This is a genomic window from Falsihalocynthiibacter sp. CO-5D18 (genome assembly GCF_041205445.1).
Taxonomy (GTDB): domain Bacteria; phylum Pseudomonadota; class Alphaproteobacteria; order Rhodobacterales; family Rhodobacteraceae; genus Falsihalocynthiibacter; species Falsihalocynthiibacter arcticus.
Genome location: NZ_JBGFCF010000008.1, coordinates 177,616 through 189,356 on the forward strand (window position 1 = coordinate 177,616; position 11,741 = coordinate 189,356).

The 11,741-nt window shown below is 51.9% G+C and carries 18 protein-coding genes and 1 tRNA gene; 10 read left to right on the forward strand and 9 right to left on the reverse strand.

Annotated elements, in window-relative coordinates:
- Positions 1-2: 2 nt before the first annotated feature.
- From AB9F27_RS12660 to AB9F27_RS12690, 7 genes are read right to left on the reverse strand one after another with little or no spacing between them, the layout of a single operon-like run.
- A complete protein-coding gene (locus AB9F27_RS12660) occupies positions 3-317 on the reverse strand; it encodes a hypothetical protein (protein WP_369757776.1) in 315 nt (104 codons plus the stop codon).
- Complete coding sequence (locus AB9F27_RS12665) at positions 314-619, reverse strand: hypothetical protein (RefSeq protein WP_369757777.1); 306 nt, start codon at positions 617-619, stop codon at positions 314-316. Before AB9F27_RS12665 ends, AB9F27_RS12660 begins: the two co-directional genes overlap by 4 nt.
- Positions 616-1,377: a site-specific DNA-methyltransferase gene (locus AB9F27_RS12670; RefSeq protein WP_369757778.1), complete on the reverse strand. Its 762-nt coding sequence runs from the start codon at positions 1,375-1,377 to the stop codon at positions 616-618. The genes AB9F27_RS12665 and AB9F27_RS12670 overlap by 4 nt, the downstream gene beginning before the upstream one ends.
- Complete coding sequence (locus AB9F27_RS12675; protein ID WP_369757779.1) at positions 1,374-1,589, reverse strand: hypothetical protein; 216 nt, start codon at positions 1,587-1,589, stop codon at positions 1,374-1,376. Before AB9F27_RS12675 ends, AB9F27_RS12670 begins: the two co-directional genes overlap by 4 nt.
- On the reverse strand, positions 1,586-1,726 hold the full coding sequence (locus AB9F27_RS12680) for a hypothetical protein (RefSeq protein ID WP_369757780.1): 141 nt from the start codon (positions 1,724-1,726) through the stop codon (positions 1,586-1,588). Before AB9F27_RS12680 ends, AB9F27_RS12675 begins: the two co-directional genes overlap by 4 nt.
- Positions 1,723-2,037: a hypothetical protein gene (locus AB9F27_RS12685; RefSeq protein ID WP_369757781.1), complete on the reverse strand. Its 315-nt coding sequence runs from the start codon at positions 2,035-2,037 to the stop codon at positions 1,723-1,725. Before AB9F27_RS12685 ends, AB9F27_RS12680 begins: the two co-directional genes overlap by 4 nt.
- A complete protein-coding gene (locus AB9F27_RS12690) occupies positions 2,037-2,243 on the reverse strand; it encodes a helix-turn-helix domain-containing protein (protein ID WP_369757782.1) in 207 nt (68 codons plus the stop codon). The genes AB9F27_RS12685 and AB9F27_RS12690 overlap by 1 nt, the downstream gene beginning before the upstream one ends.
- Here AB9F27_RS12690 and AB9F27_RS12695 point away from each other — a divergent pair.
- From AB9F27_RS12695 to AB9F27_RS12725, 7 genes are all read left to right on the forward strand, one after another.
- A complete protein-coding gene (locus tag AB9F27_RS12695) occupies positions 2,232-2,957 on the forward strand; it encodes an XRE family transcriptional regulator (RefSeq protein WP_369757783.1) in 726 nt (241 codons plus the stop codon). The genes AB9F27_RS12690 and AB9F27_RS12695 overlap by 12 nt on opposite strands.
- 17 nt (positions 2,958-2,974) lie before the next feature.
- Positions 2,975-3,196: a hypothetical protein gene (locus AB9F27_RS12700; protein ID WP_369757784.1), complete on the forward strand. Its 222-nt coding sequence runs from the start codon at positions 2,975-2,977 to the stop codon at positions 3,194-3,196.
- Positions 3,197-3,241: 45 nt separating this feature from the next.
- Positions 3,242-3,700 (forward strand): hypothetical protein, encoded by a 459-nt coding sequence (locus AB9F27_RS12705; RefSeq protein WP_369757785.1) that lies wholly within the window; start codon positions 3,242-3,244, stop codon positions 3,698-3,700.
- 100 nt (positions 3,701-3,800) lie between these two features.
- Positions 3,801-4,100: a hypothetical protein gene (locus AB9F27_RS12710; RefSeq protein WP_369757786.1), complete on the forward strand. Its 300-nt coding sequence runs from the start codon at positions 3,801-3,803 to the stop codon at positions 4,098-4,100.
- Complete coding sequence (locus AB9F27_RS12715) at positions 4,097-4,507, forward strand: hypothetical protein (protein ID WP_369757787.1); 411 nt, start codon at positions 4,097-4,099, stop codon at positions 4,505-4,507. Before AB9F27_RS12710 ends, AB9F27_RS12715 begins: the two co-directional genes overlap by 4 nt.
- A 50-nt stretch (positions 4,508-4,557) precedes the next feature.
- Complete coding sequence (locus AB9F27_RS12720) at positions 4,558-4,776, forward strand: hypothetical protein (protein ID WP_369757788.1); 219 nt, start codon at positions 4,558-4,560, stop codon at positions 4,774-4,776.
- The gene (locus tag AB9F27_RS12725) at positions 4,773-5,813 is read left to right on the forward strand and encodes a tyrosine-type recombinase/integrase (protein ID WP_369757789.1); all 1,041 of its coding nucleotides are present in this window, start codon (positions 4,773-4,775) and stop codon (positions 5,811-5,813) included. Before AB9F27_RS12720 ends, AB9F27_RS12725 begins: the two co-directional genes overlap by 4 nt.
- A gap of 271 nt (positions 5,814-6,084) precedes the next feature.
- On the opposite strand, the gene AB9F27_RS12730 is transcribed toward AB9F27_RS12725, so the two are convergent.
- Positions 6,085-6,924, reverse strand: coding sequence for a transporter (locus tag AB9F27_RS12730; protein WP_335586649.1), 840 nt, complete (start codon positions 6,922-6,924; stop codon positions 6,085-6,087).
- A 606-nt stretch (positions 6,925-7,530) separates the two neighbouring features.
- On the opposite strand from AB9F27_RS12730, the gene AB9F27_RS12735 reads away from it, so the two are divergent.
- Positions 7,531-9,153: a Hint domain-containing protein gene (locus tag AB9F27_RS12735; RefSeq protein WP_335586648.1), complete on the forward strand. Its 1,623-nt coding sequence runs from the start codon at positions 7,531-7,533 to the stop codon at positions 9,151-9,153.
- A gap of 55 nt (positions 9,154-9,208) precedes the next feature.
- Here AB9F27_RS12735 and AB9F27_RS12740 read toward each other — a convergent pair whose 3' ends face one another.
- Positions 9,209-10,537 (reverse strand): ATP-binding protein, encoded by a 1,329-nt coding sequence (locus AB9F27_RS12740; protein ID WP_335586647.1) that lies wholly within the window; start codon positions 10,535-10,537, stop codon positions 9,209-9,211.
- A 40-nt stretch (positions 10,538-10,577) separates the two neighbouring features.
- Between AB9F27_RS12740 and AB9F27_RS12745 the strand changes: the two genes are divergently transcribed.
- Together AB9F27_RS12745 and AB9F27_RS12750 are read left to right on the forward strand one after the other, a co-directional pair.
- Entirely contained in the window at positions 10,578-11,483 is a 906-nt protein-coding gene (locus tag AB9F27_RS12745) for an MBL fold metallo-hydrolase (RefSeq protein WP_335586646.1), read from the forward strand.
- 79 nt (positions 11,484-11,562) lie between these two features.
- A tRNA-Asn gene (locus AB9F27_RS12750) sits at positions 11,563-11,637 on the forward strand.
- Positions 11,638-11,741 lie beyond the last annotated feature (104 nt).

Genomic DNA, 11,741 nt, shown 5'->3' on the forward strand with positions numbered 1-11,741 from the left:
ATTCATACCTTTGTGCCACTTAACTCATCTCGAAACTTTTCCAAACGCGCCGCAGACGAGCGCTCGAAATAAGACCGCAGGCGCAGGGCCAAACTATCTAATGCCAAGGATCTTTCCCTGCCATCTTGAGCGTTCATATACGCCTCAAGATAGGAGCGAATTACGATAATATCCTCGCTAGTCTCCCCAACCTTCGGAAGGACTTCCCGCAGGCAAGCAAGCCACATCGCGAGATTTTCTGGCGGTACCGTGCGCAGGGCGAACATCACCGCCATCGACAGCATAAGTTGCTCGGCTTTTTGTGTCTTTTCCGTCATCTTAAATCCGCCCTTTTCTGCCAATCATGGAGGGGTTCGCGCGCCTCTGGGTTGGGCGCTGGAAATTGAGCAAGCAGAAAGCAATGCAGCTTTTCACCGGCTTCAAATGGATTGTTTGAAACCGTTTCTAGAAACTCGGAAATTGCCTCGGAAACATCGTTCCCTTTTGCCGTTTCCCGCAGGGCCCCACGCGCAAGACGCAGCAGCGCAATCGTGCCGTGACGGCCCAATTTGGCGTCACCTGCCACGGTGATGGCGTCTGCGATAAATTTCGGCGGGAGAGGGTCGAGGCCAACACTCATGCCAAAATCCTTTCACCGATCACGAAATCTGAAAGATCAGGGCGCGGTAAATCCTGCGCAGCCGCAACACGGTTGCAGGCCACTTCAAACCATTTGAAATCGCATTCGATCCCGAGACCGCCCCGCGACGATTGAATGGCCGCCACGATCGCCGTGCCGCTGCCCATCATCGGGTCCAAAATCAGATCGCCTTGATTTGAGGAGTTGAGGATATAGTGGCGGGCCAGCTCGACAGGCTTTTCGGTCGGATGATTGGTGAGTTTTTTGGCGTTCAACTGGAAAGATTGCTTTGACCCACAATCGTTAATGCCCTTGGGATCGGCTTTGCCCTTCCAGAAATAAATCGTGAATTCGAGGTTTTTCATGTACCAGCGATTGCGCGTGGCACGCACTTTGTCCCAAACGAGAAGGTTGTGGAACTTCCACCCTGCCCCTTCAAAAGCAACACCGGCCCGAAACAGGTTCTTGTCATTTGACATGATGTAGGCATCGGCATCTGGCTTGCAGGCGCGAAAAAACGGCCCGCCAAGTTCTTCCCAATCAACGGTTGGCATCAGCTTACCGCTGTTGTCATACGCGTCCTGCGCAAACAAACCACCCATGGATTGATGCGCGTTGCCACCTGAACTCAAATCATAGGCAACATCGCAAAACAACATATCTGCGCAGGCCCCGAGCTTGGGTAAAACCTCGCGACAATCGCCATAGATCATCCGGGCATTGCCGATCGTAATTTCTTGGAACGCGCGCACCGTCACCAGTAACCCTCCGCGACGGAAGGACCACAAAGCGCAATGTCGGCCACTTTAACAGAATTGGTCGCAGTTATGATGTATCCGCGCTTAAAACCAAAGGCGTCGGCAATGCGCTGACAGGACCACCCATTGCACCGCAGCTCGATGAACAGCAAAACAAGTTCTTCGCGAACCCGCTTAGCGTCCTTCGCCCGTCCAGCCGCCCTACCCATCATTCATCCCCCTCGGAAATGCGGTCCTCGACCTTTTCAGCACGGCGATAAGCGCGAAACGCCCACCATTTTCCAAATGCCTGAACGCGCAGCGCGGCCAAAAGTTCGGCGTTAAATACCTTCAGCAAAAACCGCATCATAGCGCAGCAACCAATGTTTTGAGCGTGGCGTCGCGGGTCTTGGGATGCGCCAAAGCACGACCAATCACCCAGCCTTGCGGAGCATTGAGCCCCTTCCACCATTTTTCAGCCGTCGACGCATCCACCCGAAAAAACTGAGCGGCATCAACAGGGCTTTCGAACATCTCATGGAGCAATTCGCTCCAAACAGTCCCAAACGCCTGCCTGTAAGACAGAACCTCGGAACGCTCGGAAAACTTTCCGGAACAAGAACCTGACGACTTACCATGCGGCCCTGCGCTAGCTTTTGAGAATGAAACCTGAACAACCATTATTCGCCCCCAACAACGGCAGGATCGGAAACCCAACTTGCCGCGGGGACTTTCCCGCCAGTTAGATTTTCAATTTTTACCGCCAGAACCAGCGAAGGAACTTTCTTCGCATTCTCCAGCATGGAGAGATAGGACTTACTCACGCCCAATCGCGTGGCCCATTGCTGGCGTGACAACTCAGATTGGATGATATGATGCTTCAACATAAAGATAGTTCTCTGTCAGGGAACTTTAGTAGTCAAGACAATTATTCCCCAACAGAAAACATTTTCTCTCAGTTAATGGACGGACCAAGCAATTCAAGTCAAATAGACCGTATGAAACTCGACATTAAATCAGCACTAAACCGGCGAGGCATGAAGCAAGCTCGACTTGCTGAAACTCTTGATATGTCCCCTGGATATATCAGCAGCATAATCAACAACCAAAAAACACCATCCCTCGAAGTATTAGAGAAAATTGCCACCACGCTTGATATGGACATAGGGGCACTCTACCAGAAAGATCGCACCATAGCCGTAGCAGGTCGCGTTGGGGCTGGAGCCGCAGTAGAACTCGTAGACGCATACGCTAAAGGTGGCGGGCTATTTCACATTGAGTGCCCGGACGATCTCCCAGCCACCAATATCGTCGCTGTTGAAGTCGAAGGTGACTCCATGGTTCCACTCATCCAATCCGCCGACATTCTACTCTTTACCCGCCATTTCTGGGGGGTCGACGAAACAGCAATCGGTAAGGTTTCAATTTGCGAAACCGAAGACGGACGAGCTCTGGTAAAACAGATCCTTTTAGGACGCGAAAAAGGCACATTCGACTTACATAGCGCCAACAATACAAATCAAACTGAATATGGCGTGCGCCTAAAATGGGCCGCGAAATTAAGACGACACATTTCAAAAGAAGACGTAATTACAATTTAGCGGAGAACATTATGTACATGACCAACGCAACCAGCGGCGTCGAACGCAAAGTACTAGGCGGACTTCATCGTCTCTGGGCGTTTTTGTTTGGCTTTATCTATTATGCCGCAAAGGGTGCATGGGGCTGGGCTTTTATCAGCTTTTTTACTGCAAACGGTCTTTTTATCGGCCTACCACTTTGGAATCGCTCCATTATTAAAGGACACTACGAAAACACTGGCTGGCGTGAAAACAACTAGAACATCAGGAACAATCGTTAAGCAAAAAACAAAATTGGAGCCTTGATGGAACAGAATTTTGGTACCGCAAAAATTGCACTCGGATTAACGTCAGGTATAGGCTGGCTCCTTGCAGCATCTTCAATATTGGTTTGGTTTCAAACAAGCGGATTCCAGGGCCTAGTTGCAACGATATCAGTTGCTGTCGCAGGCATTTTAATTGTTGCAATGAGCCAAATGAGTTTTGCGGTCATTGCGACTGCCGAAAACACAAGAGAAATTGTATTACTTCTAAAATCTGAACAAACGAATAGTCGGGCCGTCGCGCAGTTTGACCACAGTACACCTAAAGCGAACGCTGCTACATCCAAGGGTCCAACCAACCTGTCTGGACAGCCAATTAAGACCTACAAAGGATACCAAATAATTAGAACTGCAAACGGCTTCGTTTCAACAAATGGAGAAGAGTTTCAGGGGCTACTTGCAGCCGAGAAGTACCTTCGCGAATTGACTTCCAGCGACTAGGCAAGTTCAAACCTGAACTAAATCAAAAAGGCTCACTGGACTGTGGGCCCTTTTGATTCACACCAAATATCAGTAAAAAAGATTTCTGTCAGAAAATAAAATGATTGACTGGCAAGTTCTCCTGTGGAAAACATTCTCCATCAACCCGATGGAGGTCTTTATGTTTTTAGCCGATTTACCCAGAGCCACCGCGCAGGCGGTCTTAGCGACACCAGAAAAAGCGCTGAGCAGTGAAGAACGCGTTCCTGCCGCCGCGCTGCGAGCCCTCGCACAAGGCGGCCCAGAGCGTGTGTGCGGCGTCATATCCTTGGAAGACCAAGCCGCCCTCGCGATGTACCTGCCCGACATCATCGGCGAACTTCTCGCCTACCGCGCTCAAGAAGCGGCGCTGCGCACATGATCGACGCCCTCACAATCCGCACCTGTATTGGCTCACTGCAAATGCGCACCGATGATGAACGCCCCTCTCATTTCGCGAGCTGGGTTGTCGAACAGGGCGGCACTTGGCCTGTGATCCCCGAGAAGGGCAATCAGGTTATTGTGCAACTTTTCGGGGTAGTAGGAACTGGCACCCTCATAGGCGAAGCAATTTGCAACTGGATAAACGCTGCCAGTCGATTGGCCGACACGGAAGAGCGCGTAGAGAAGGCCCGGGCCGCACTGCGTGGCCCCACCGATATCGACGGCAAAACAGTCCACGCCCATTGCGAAACCCTGAAATCCTTCGGCACGCCCGAAGACTTCGCTCTTGCAGTCACCCTTGCCACGCGTTTCCTTGCCAAACCGCCGAACGGTCAAGCCGCATAAGAGTCCGTTGTTGCCGTAATCCGCGCAATAACTGAGAAAGGAGGCGCACAATGAACTTTCACTTCACTCCGTTTAGGATGAAGGCAAAGGCAGCTGCTCATTATTGTGGTATGTCTGAAACAGCCTTTCGTCGAGCGGTAGAACTTGAAAATTGGCCAGAAGGACAAAAAGACTCGGGTGGCACCTATTGGTTGCGTTCTGACTTGGAAAAAGCCATGCAAGAAGAGAGTCAACCAATCAAAAAGATGAACTTCGGGATGCCGATTTGACCAAGCGACAAAAATACCTTTACAGGGACAAGGATCGGCACGGCAATTCTCGCTGGTATTTCAGCCCCCCTCTGTCCACAAAGACCCGCCTAAAACACGCAGAGGGAACCTCCGAGTTTCGGAAGGAATACCTCTGGCTATTCAACCAATGGGAAAAGGGCGAAATTGCGCCATCCCAAAAAGTCACAGTTAATAGCATCGAGTGGCTCATCAGAAAGTATCAAGCGAGCGGCACATTTAAGGCGCTGGCGCATAACACGCAGATTCAGCGATCAAATTTTTACACTCGCTTTTGCAGAGCTTATGGCGAAGTGTCAGCCTCTAGCCTCACAGCGAAGGATATCGCAGATGTTAGAGATACCTTCGGATCGAGGCGTTTTGCTGCAAGGAACTTTGTCAAAGCTATGCGCGCCGTTTTTGCATGGGCCGTAGAAGCCGAAAACGACTATCTGTTGGACAATCCAGCCGCCAAAGTCAAAATTCCTAGCGGCGCGACACAGGGCCACGCTGTATGGTCACTTGAAGACGTGAAAAGAATGAAAGATTTTTACCCTCAAGGACACAACGCGCGAATTTGCTTGGCAATACTGCTTTTTACAGGGCAGCGCATAAGTGATGTGAGAGTGATGGGACGAACAAACGTCAAAGGGACGTTCTTAAACTGTCGCCAGGTAAAGACTGGAAATGAAATTGAGATACCGATCAGCCCCGTGCTTCGCACCGAACTTGGCGTCAAATTTAATGACCTGATTTGGCTACAGACTGCCAACGGCGCTCCCTACTCAGAAAAAAGCTGCTCAATGAGATTTAGCCATTGGGCAAAAGAGGCGGGCTTGGAAGACAGAACAGCCCACGGCCTAAGAAAATCTGTAGGAACGATACTTGCCGAGCTTGGCCTGTCAGAAGACGTAATCATGTCAGTTCTGGGCCACACGAGCGCCGAGCAGGTCCGGACCTATATAAAGACGAACAAGCGCAGGGATTTGGCGGAAAAAGGCATGATTGAGTTTGAAAAAGAGGTCGCAAAAATCTGGTGAATAGTAGCCAATTTGGCCACAAAACCTCCCACCAACATTACCCACTTTTAAAAAGTGGGTAAAAACAATCTGTTAAATTGTTTAAATACAAAGACTTACGCCCCGCCATTTAATACCTGCCGGGCCTACCAAACGCCATCCTTTATCCTCCGCCAGTCTTCGTTTTCCACCACTAAGGGAAACGGCAATTCGTTCTGCGAAAGCCTATATTAAGCGCAGGATTCGCTGTGTCGACAGCTGGCGAGCTTGCCGACACAGTCAACCCATAGGTCTATTTTGGGTAAAGCAGCGCAAAGTTTAGACGCAAGCCCCAACCCTCTGGCCCGCCATCAGGCGCTTGCGCCCAATAGCGCACACCCAATCCGATTTGTGCGGGTTGTTTTTTGCCCAGCTTGATCATTTGATTGACCATGAGGTTAATCGGAACCGACCATTGCTCTGTTTCCCAATCATAGGTGCTTTCCGTGTTCAACGTGAAGCTTGTGGCTTTCTTGGTCGTATAGGACACGAAGGGCTGTAGAAATGTCGAATTCACGTCTGCCCGGTCGCTATCACCTGCTACTGACCAGATATGATTGCCTAGCCCCCCAACGGTCCAAGCGCCCGACTGTTTAAGTGCGACGGCAGTTACACCCGCGCCCCATTTACCGGTACCTAGGGATTCTTCCGTCGCCGTGGGCAACAAGAATACAGGACCAGCCCCCCAAATAAGGCCACCACTCGTCGGAGCTTTGGGAGAGAAGAAAACGCTTTGCACGGTATCGCCGAGGCCAAATGCCGAGCCTCCGGGCATGTTACCATTGTTGGAAATGACGGGCAAAATCGTGCGAGAAATCACGTTCCAATCATCGTTCAGGCTAAATGGGATCACCGGCTGAATATTCACATAATTCTGCGTGCCCTCATTTGGGCCGTATCCAGAATTGGAATTAAATTGAAAGGGCACACTGATCAGGCTGGAAATCGGGTTGGACATTTTTTTGGCCAAGTCGACACTGTCTGAGTTCTGCGCACTTACTGGCGTTGCGAGGGCAAAAACGCCGAGCCAAACCGCGGTGAGGGAGCGCATGCGCCGCTTGTTGAACTTATCAGTTAAAACGCCTCTAAACATATCCAATATTCCTTCCATAAAACGATTCTCTGCCAACTTTATGCCCTGAAAATCTAGGTTCGAACAAAATTTACATGAGGAACTTCCAAAATTCTCTCGTAGCCGAGTATACCTTCACGATCAACGATTTTCAACGGATGATGCACGAATTGGACCGCCCTTTTTACGCCAAAAAACCGCAACACTGAGGTTCTTTCCGAGCTAACTTTCTAAAGCTCAGCAAAGCGCTTGCGGGGCCGCATCCCCGCCTTCGGAAGGCAGGTCATGCTCTTGATTGATTCTTCCCGTCTAAGATATTTCTGCATCAAAGGCGCCTCCGAATTCTTTGGCTAGGCCGCGAATACTGCGCCATTGTATCGCCCTAAGGGACAATCCCCACAATCACCAAAGATTAACGCGTTTAAACCGGAAATACCTTGGTTAACGCCTTAGTTTTGCCTTCCAAAACGCTTGCTTGTTGGAAAGCAAGCTTGCTAGAAATACCAAAGCCTCCTGATCTGTAAGGGGGGGTGTATTTATGAATACTTATGCATTGCTCAACCGATTATTCATTTGAGCGTAGCTAGCTAGCATTCATTCAGTGTATTTTAAAATTGGAGAGTACCGATGGTTGATACCTCGCTGCCATACGACGAGCAAACTTCGCCGGACACCGTGATCGACCCGGACAGCAACAACCCAATTACAGTCGTGCAAACATCCCAACTTCAAACAACAGACAACGGCGATGTCGGCCAAGATGGGTTTGACCTTTCCGTAAACCTCACTGGTGCGAATGTGACCGAACAGGTCAATATTGCGATTGCGATTGATACGTCGGGGTCGACCTCTGGAAGTTCCGGTACAGATTTTGACGGCGACGGGCGTAACGAGACAATCCTTCAAGCCGAAATTTTCGCCGCTCAGGAACTTTTTGATGCCTATGTTGATGCAGGTTATGATCCAAGCGAGATTTCGATAACCCTCATCACATATGCCTCGGGTGCACGCGTCGTTGGGACGTATACCCTCAATGATTCCGCTGCCTTCACTGATGCGTTGTCCAGTATTGGCTCTGCGGGCTCTAACGGACAAACCAATTACGTTGCAGGCTTAAATGCCGTCGGAGACGCATGGACCGCCGAAGGCGTTGACCCAGCCGACACCAACGTTCTCGTCTTCTTGTCGGACGGCGAAGCCTATCCGGGCGGTCAGAATATTTCTGGTGCGGCCAGCAACCTCGAAAACGGTTTTAACACGCAGATTAGCGGTATCGGTGTTGGCAGAAATTCAAGCCTCGACGATCTGAACCAACTTGATAACACATCTGGTGCCGACCAAGTCCTTTCAGGCGAAGAACTCCTTGCAATCATTGTAGAGCCACTTACCGACGCCGACTTCTTGCGTTTTGAAGTGACTGTCGAAGGTCTCGACGCAAACGGCGATCCGTTTACACAAGTTCTCATATTCAATGAGGGCGACCCAGAAGTGACGTCGACTCAATTAGGGTGGTCCATCGGGAATTACACCCTCGACCCCGCCTTCCAATCCCCACAAGACATCACAGTCACGGTGGAAGCCTACTTCGCAGAGGACCCGAGTAATCCTGGAAGCGGCGAGCAAGTTGTGACCACGGTCCACGAAATCGCCTTGGTGATTTGTTTCACTCCAGGCACGATGATTTTGACCCCGACGGGCGAAGTTGCCATCGAAACCTTGGTTGCAGGTAATCGTGTTGTGACGCGCGACCATGGCGTGCAAGAGGTGCGCTGGGTTGGGGCAACAGAATTGCCGCCCGTTCACATGGACCTCAATAAAAATCTGCGTCCCGTGTTGATCAAACAGGGCGCGTTGGGCAAAGACCTGCCCTCTCAAGATCTGCGCGTTTCGCGCCAGCACCGTATTCTTGTCCGCGATTGGCGGGCGGAAATGATGTTTGGCTCCGAGGAAGGCGTTCTGGTTCCGGCCTTCACGCTTTGCAACGACTCAACTATCATCCAAGAGCGGCCAACGGCCCCCGTCACCTATATTCACATGGCGTTTGACAACCACGAGATCGTTTATGCGGACGGCATCGAAGCCGAAAGCTTCCACCCCTCCGAACGTATGGTGTCTGGTATGGCGGATGACGAGGCGCGCAAGGAGCTTTACACCCTCTTTCCCCACCTCGAAAACAGCCAAGATCACGCTTACGATTCCGCGCGCAATCAAGTTAGAGCACGTGAAGCCGCGGTGGTCCGCCAAGCGTAACACATTGAATACGTTTAAAAATTAAACGCTGCTCCCCCTGTGGGTGCAGCGTTTTTTATCGTGGAATCACAAGGTCGGCTTGAAGCCCGCCTAAACGTTCGCTCTCTCCCAGACGCAGATTTCCGCCATGCGCACGCGCGATATCAAACGCAATGGACAGACCTAAGCCAACACCGCTGCCTTTGTTTTGGTTGCGTGCGGGATCTAGCCGCGCAAAGGGTTTTAGCGCCTCTTCCCGATGCACGGGCGGAATCCCCGGCCCCGGATCTTCAACGCAAAACAGGAACGCCCGCTCCGTCGCGACCACACGAATTTCCGCGCGCCCACCATAGCGCACCGCATTACGAACCAGATTTTCAATCGCCCGCCGCACGGCAACGGGTCTTAGGCGTACCGTCAAGCCACTGCTGACACCTTCAACTTTGAACAGCTTGACGTCCATGCCCGCCCGACGAGCATCAGTTACAATATCGTTAATGAGGGCCAGCGGATCGGTATCACAGGCCTCTTCCCCCGCATCGGCCCGCACGAAATCAAGAAACGCATCCAGCAAGCTCTCCATCTCGTCGACATCATGCTCAAGGGCCTTCACATCCTCATTCGGGTCCAACATCGACAACCCGAGCTTAAACCGCGTAAGGGGGCTGCGCAGATCATGTGACACGCCAGAAAGCATCAACGTGCGCTGCTCAAGGTGGCGTTCAATCCGAGCGCGCATATTCAAAAACGCCGTCCCTGCCGCGCGAACTTCTAAGGCCCCTGAAGGGTGATATTTAATCGACTGCCCCTTACCAAACGCCGTCGACGCCCTTGCCAACCGCCGAATGGGACGCAATTGATTGCGCAAAAACAGATACGCAATAATCGACAAAACAATCGACGCCGAGAGGGTCAAAACGATCAATTGATGCGGATTGCGCGCCGACACACGGTTGCGGTGAAAAATAACCTTCGCTGGCCCATAATCAGTGTCCAGCCAGACATGCACGCGGCGCGGATCTTCCTGCAGATCAACATGGATCAACCCCGGAAAGTTGTTCTCAAGCGTTGAAATAATCAGCCGCCCCGACAGATCCACATACCCCCGTCGAGTGATCGGCTCTGAAGCCGCGGGCAGCAGGACCGCGAAATCAAGCGCGCGCGATAATTCCGCAACCACGCTCTCCGCCCCCTCCAAATCGGGGGCTGCGTTGATATCTGTTAGCAAGAAACGCAACTCGATCGAAATGTTTCCCGTCATTTGCCGCGTAACGTCTTCATAAAGGCGTTGCACAAAGACAATCGACACGACAATTTGCACCACGACAACAGGAAGCAACAAGATCAACGTTGCCCGCCCGTTCAAACTACGGGGCATATATCGTTTAAGCCAAGTAAATTTCATGCCAAACTCTACCCCTGCCCTTTCAGAGAAGAAAGCCCCAATGCCCAGCCCTCCTATGAAGCCCTCAATCGGCACCCCCGATGCCCTCGCCGCCAATGTAACCCGCGTCCTCGCGCCCAATCCCTCGGCGATGACCTATTGGGGCACGAACACTTATCTGGTGGGGCAAAACAGCCTTGTTGTGATCGACCCGGGGCCCAACAATGCAGCGCACCTCAAGGCGCTTCTGGCCGCAATTGACGGACGGCAGGTCGCCGCCATTGCCGTCACTCACAGCCACCTCGATCACAGCCCGCTTGCGCCAATCCTTGCCGCTGAAGTCGGTACCAAAGTTTGGGGATATGGCACCAGTTCCGCCGGTAGGTCCGCCCGCATGGCGACCCTCGCAGCCACATCCAACGTGGCCGGAGGCGAAGGCGTCGACCTCGATTTCACCCCCGACATGTATCTGGCGGACAACGCCGACATCACGTGGCTTGACGGCACCCTCACCGCCCTGCACACGCCCGGCCATTTCTGTAATCACCTCTCCTTTCGTTTCGGAGACACGCTGTTTTCCGGCGATCACGTCATGGGGTGGGCCAGCACGCTTATCTCGCCGCCCGACGGCGACTTAACCCAATACCGTGCCTCGCTTCGCCGTCTCCAAAACATTGGCCTCTCGCGGTTTTACCCTGGCCACGGCGCGCCAATCGACTCGCCAGAAACCACACTCACCGCCCTCCTCGCCCATAGAAAACACCGCGAGGCCCAGATTTTCGCGGCACTCACCGCCACACCACAGAGCGTGACTGAAATAACCGCCAAAGCCTACCACGACACCCCGCCCACGCTCCTTTTCGCTGCGGCCCGCAACGCCTTCGCCCATCTCATTGATTTATATTACAATAACGAAATTTCTTGCGAAAACCCGCTCGATATCTCCAGTCGTTTTTCTAGAAAATGAAGCCAGAATGATTTTTTTCCAACTTTAAGTGAAATCCCTCTGGACGCCGCAAAACCCAGTTGCTATATCGCCCCCATGTTCCGACGTAGCTCAGTGGTAGAGCAGTTGACTGTTAATCAATTGGTCGTAGGTTCGACCCCTACCGTCGGAGCCAACAAACCCCTCTTTTTTAGTTAAAAACAACTAAAATAAGGGTTTTTGGCCGTTTATGAACCAGTTTGCGAACCGGTTGCGTACCAGTTCCGTCACAATCGAACC

Excerpts from the sequence above, each read along its gene's own strand:
- AB9F27_RS12660 (WP_369757776.1), bottom strand. The coding sequence starts at position 317 with ATGACGGAAAAGACACAAAAAGCCGAGCAACTTATGCTGTCGATGGCG.
- AB9F27_RS12665 (WP_369757777.1), bottom strand. The coding sequence starts at position 619 with ATGAGTGTTGGCCTCGACCCTCTCCCGCCGAAATTTATCGCAGACGCC.
- AB9F27_RS12675 (WP_369757779.1), bottom strand. The coding sequence starts at position 1,589 with ATGATGGGTAGGGCGGCTGGACGGGCGAAGGACGCTAAGCGGGTTCGC.
- AB9F27_RS12680 (WP_369757780.1), bottom strand. The coding sequence starts at position 1,726 with ATGATGCGGTTTTTGCTGAAGGTATTTAACGCCGAACTTTTGGCCGCG.
- AB9F27_RS12685 (WP_369757781.1), bottom strand. The coding sequence starts at position 2,037 with ATGGTTGTTCAGGTTTCATTCTCAAAAGCTAGCGCAGGGCCGCATGGT.
- AB9F27_RS12695 (WP_369757783.1), top strand. The coding sequence starts at position 2,232 with ATGCTTCAACATAAAGATAGTTCTCTGTCAGGGAACTTTAGTAGTCAA.
- AB9F27_RS12690 (WP_369757782.1), bottom strand. The coding sequence starts at position 2,243 with ATGTTGAAGCATCATATCATCCAATCTGAGTTGTCACGCCAGCAATGG.
- AB9F27_RS12700 (WP_369757784.1), top strand. The coding sequence starts at position 2,975 with ATGACCAACGCAACCAGCGGCGTCGAACGCAAAGTACTAGGCGGACTT.
- AB9F27_RS12705 (WP_369757785.1), top strand. The coding sequence starts at position 3,242 with ATGGAACAGAATTTTGGTACCGCAAAAATTGCACTCGGATTAACGTCA.
- AB9F27_RS12710 (WP_369757786.1), top strand. The coding sequence starts at position 3,801 with ATGATTGACTGGCAAGTTCTCCTGTGGAAAACATTCTCCATCAACCCG.
- AB9F27_RS12715 (WP_369757787.1), top strand. The coding sequence starts at position 4,097 with ATGATCGACGCCCTCACAATCCGCACCTGTATTGGCTCACTGCAAATG.
- AB9F27_RS12720 (WP_369757788.1), top strand. The coding sequence starts at position 4,558 with ATGAACTTTCACTTCACTCCGTTTAGGATGAAGGCAAAGGCAGCTGCT.
- AB9F27_RS12730 (WP_335586649.1), bottom strand. The coding sequence starts at position 6,924 with ATGTTTAGAGGCGTTTTAACTGATAAGTTCAACAAGCGGCGCATGCGC.
- AB9F27_RS12735 (WP_335586648.1), top strand. The coding sequence starts at position 7,531 with ATGGTTGATACCTCGCTGCCATACGACGAGCAAACTTCGCCGGACACC.
- AB9F27_RS12740 (WP_335586647.1), bottom strand. The coding sequence starts at position 10,537 with ATGAAATTTACTTGGCTTAAACGATATATGCCCCGTAGTTTGAACGGG.
- AB9F27_RS12745 (WP_335586646.1), top strand. The coding sequence starts at position 10,578 with ATGCCCAGCCCTCCTATGAAGCCCTCAATCGGCACCCCCGATGCCCTC.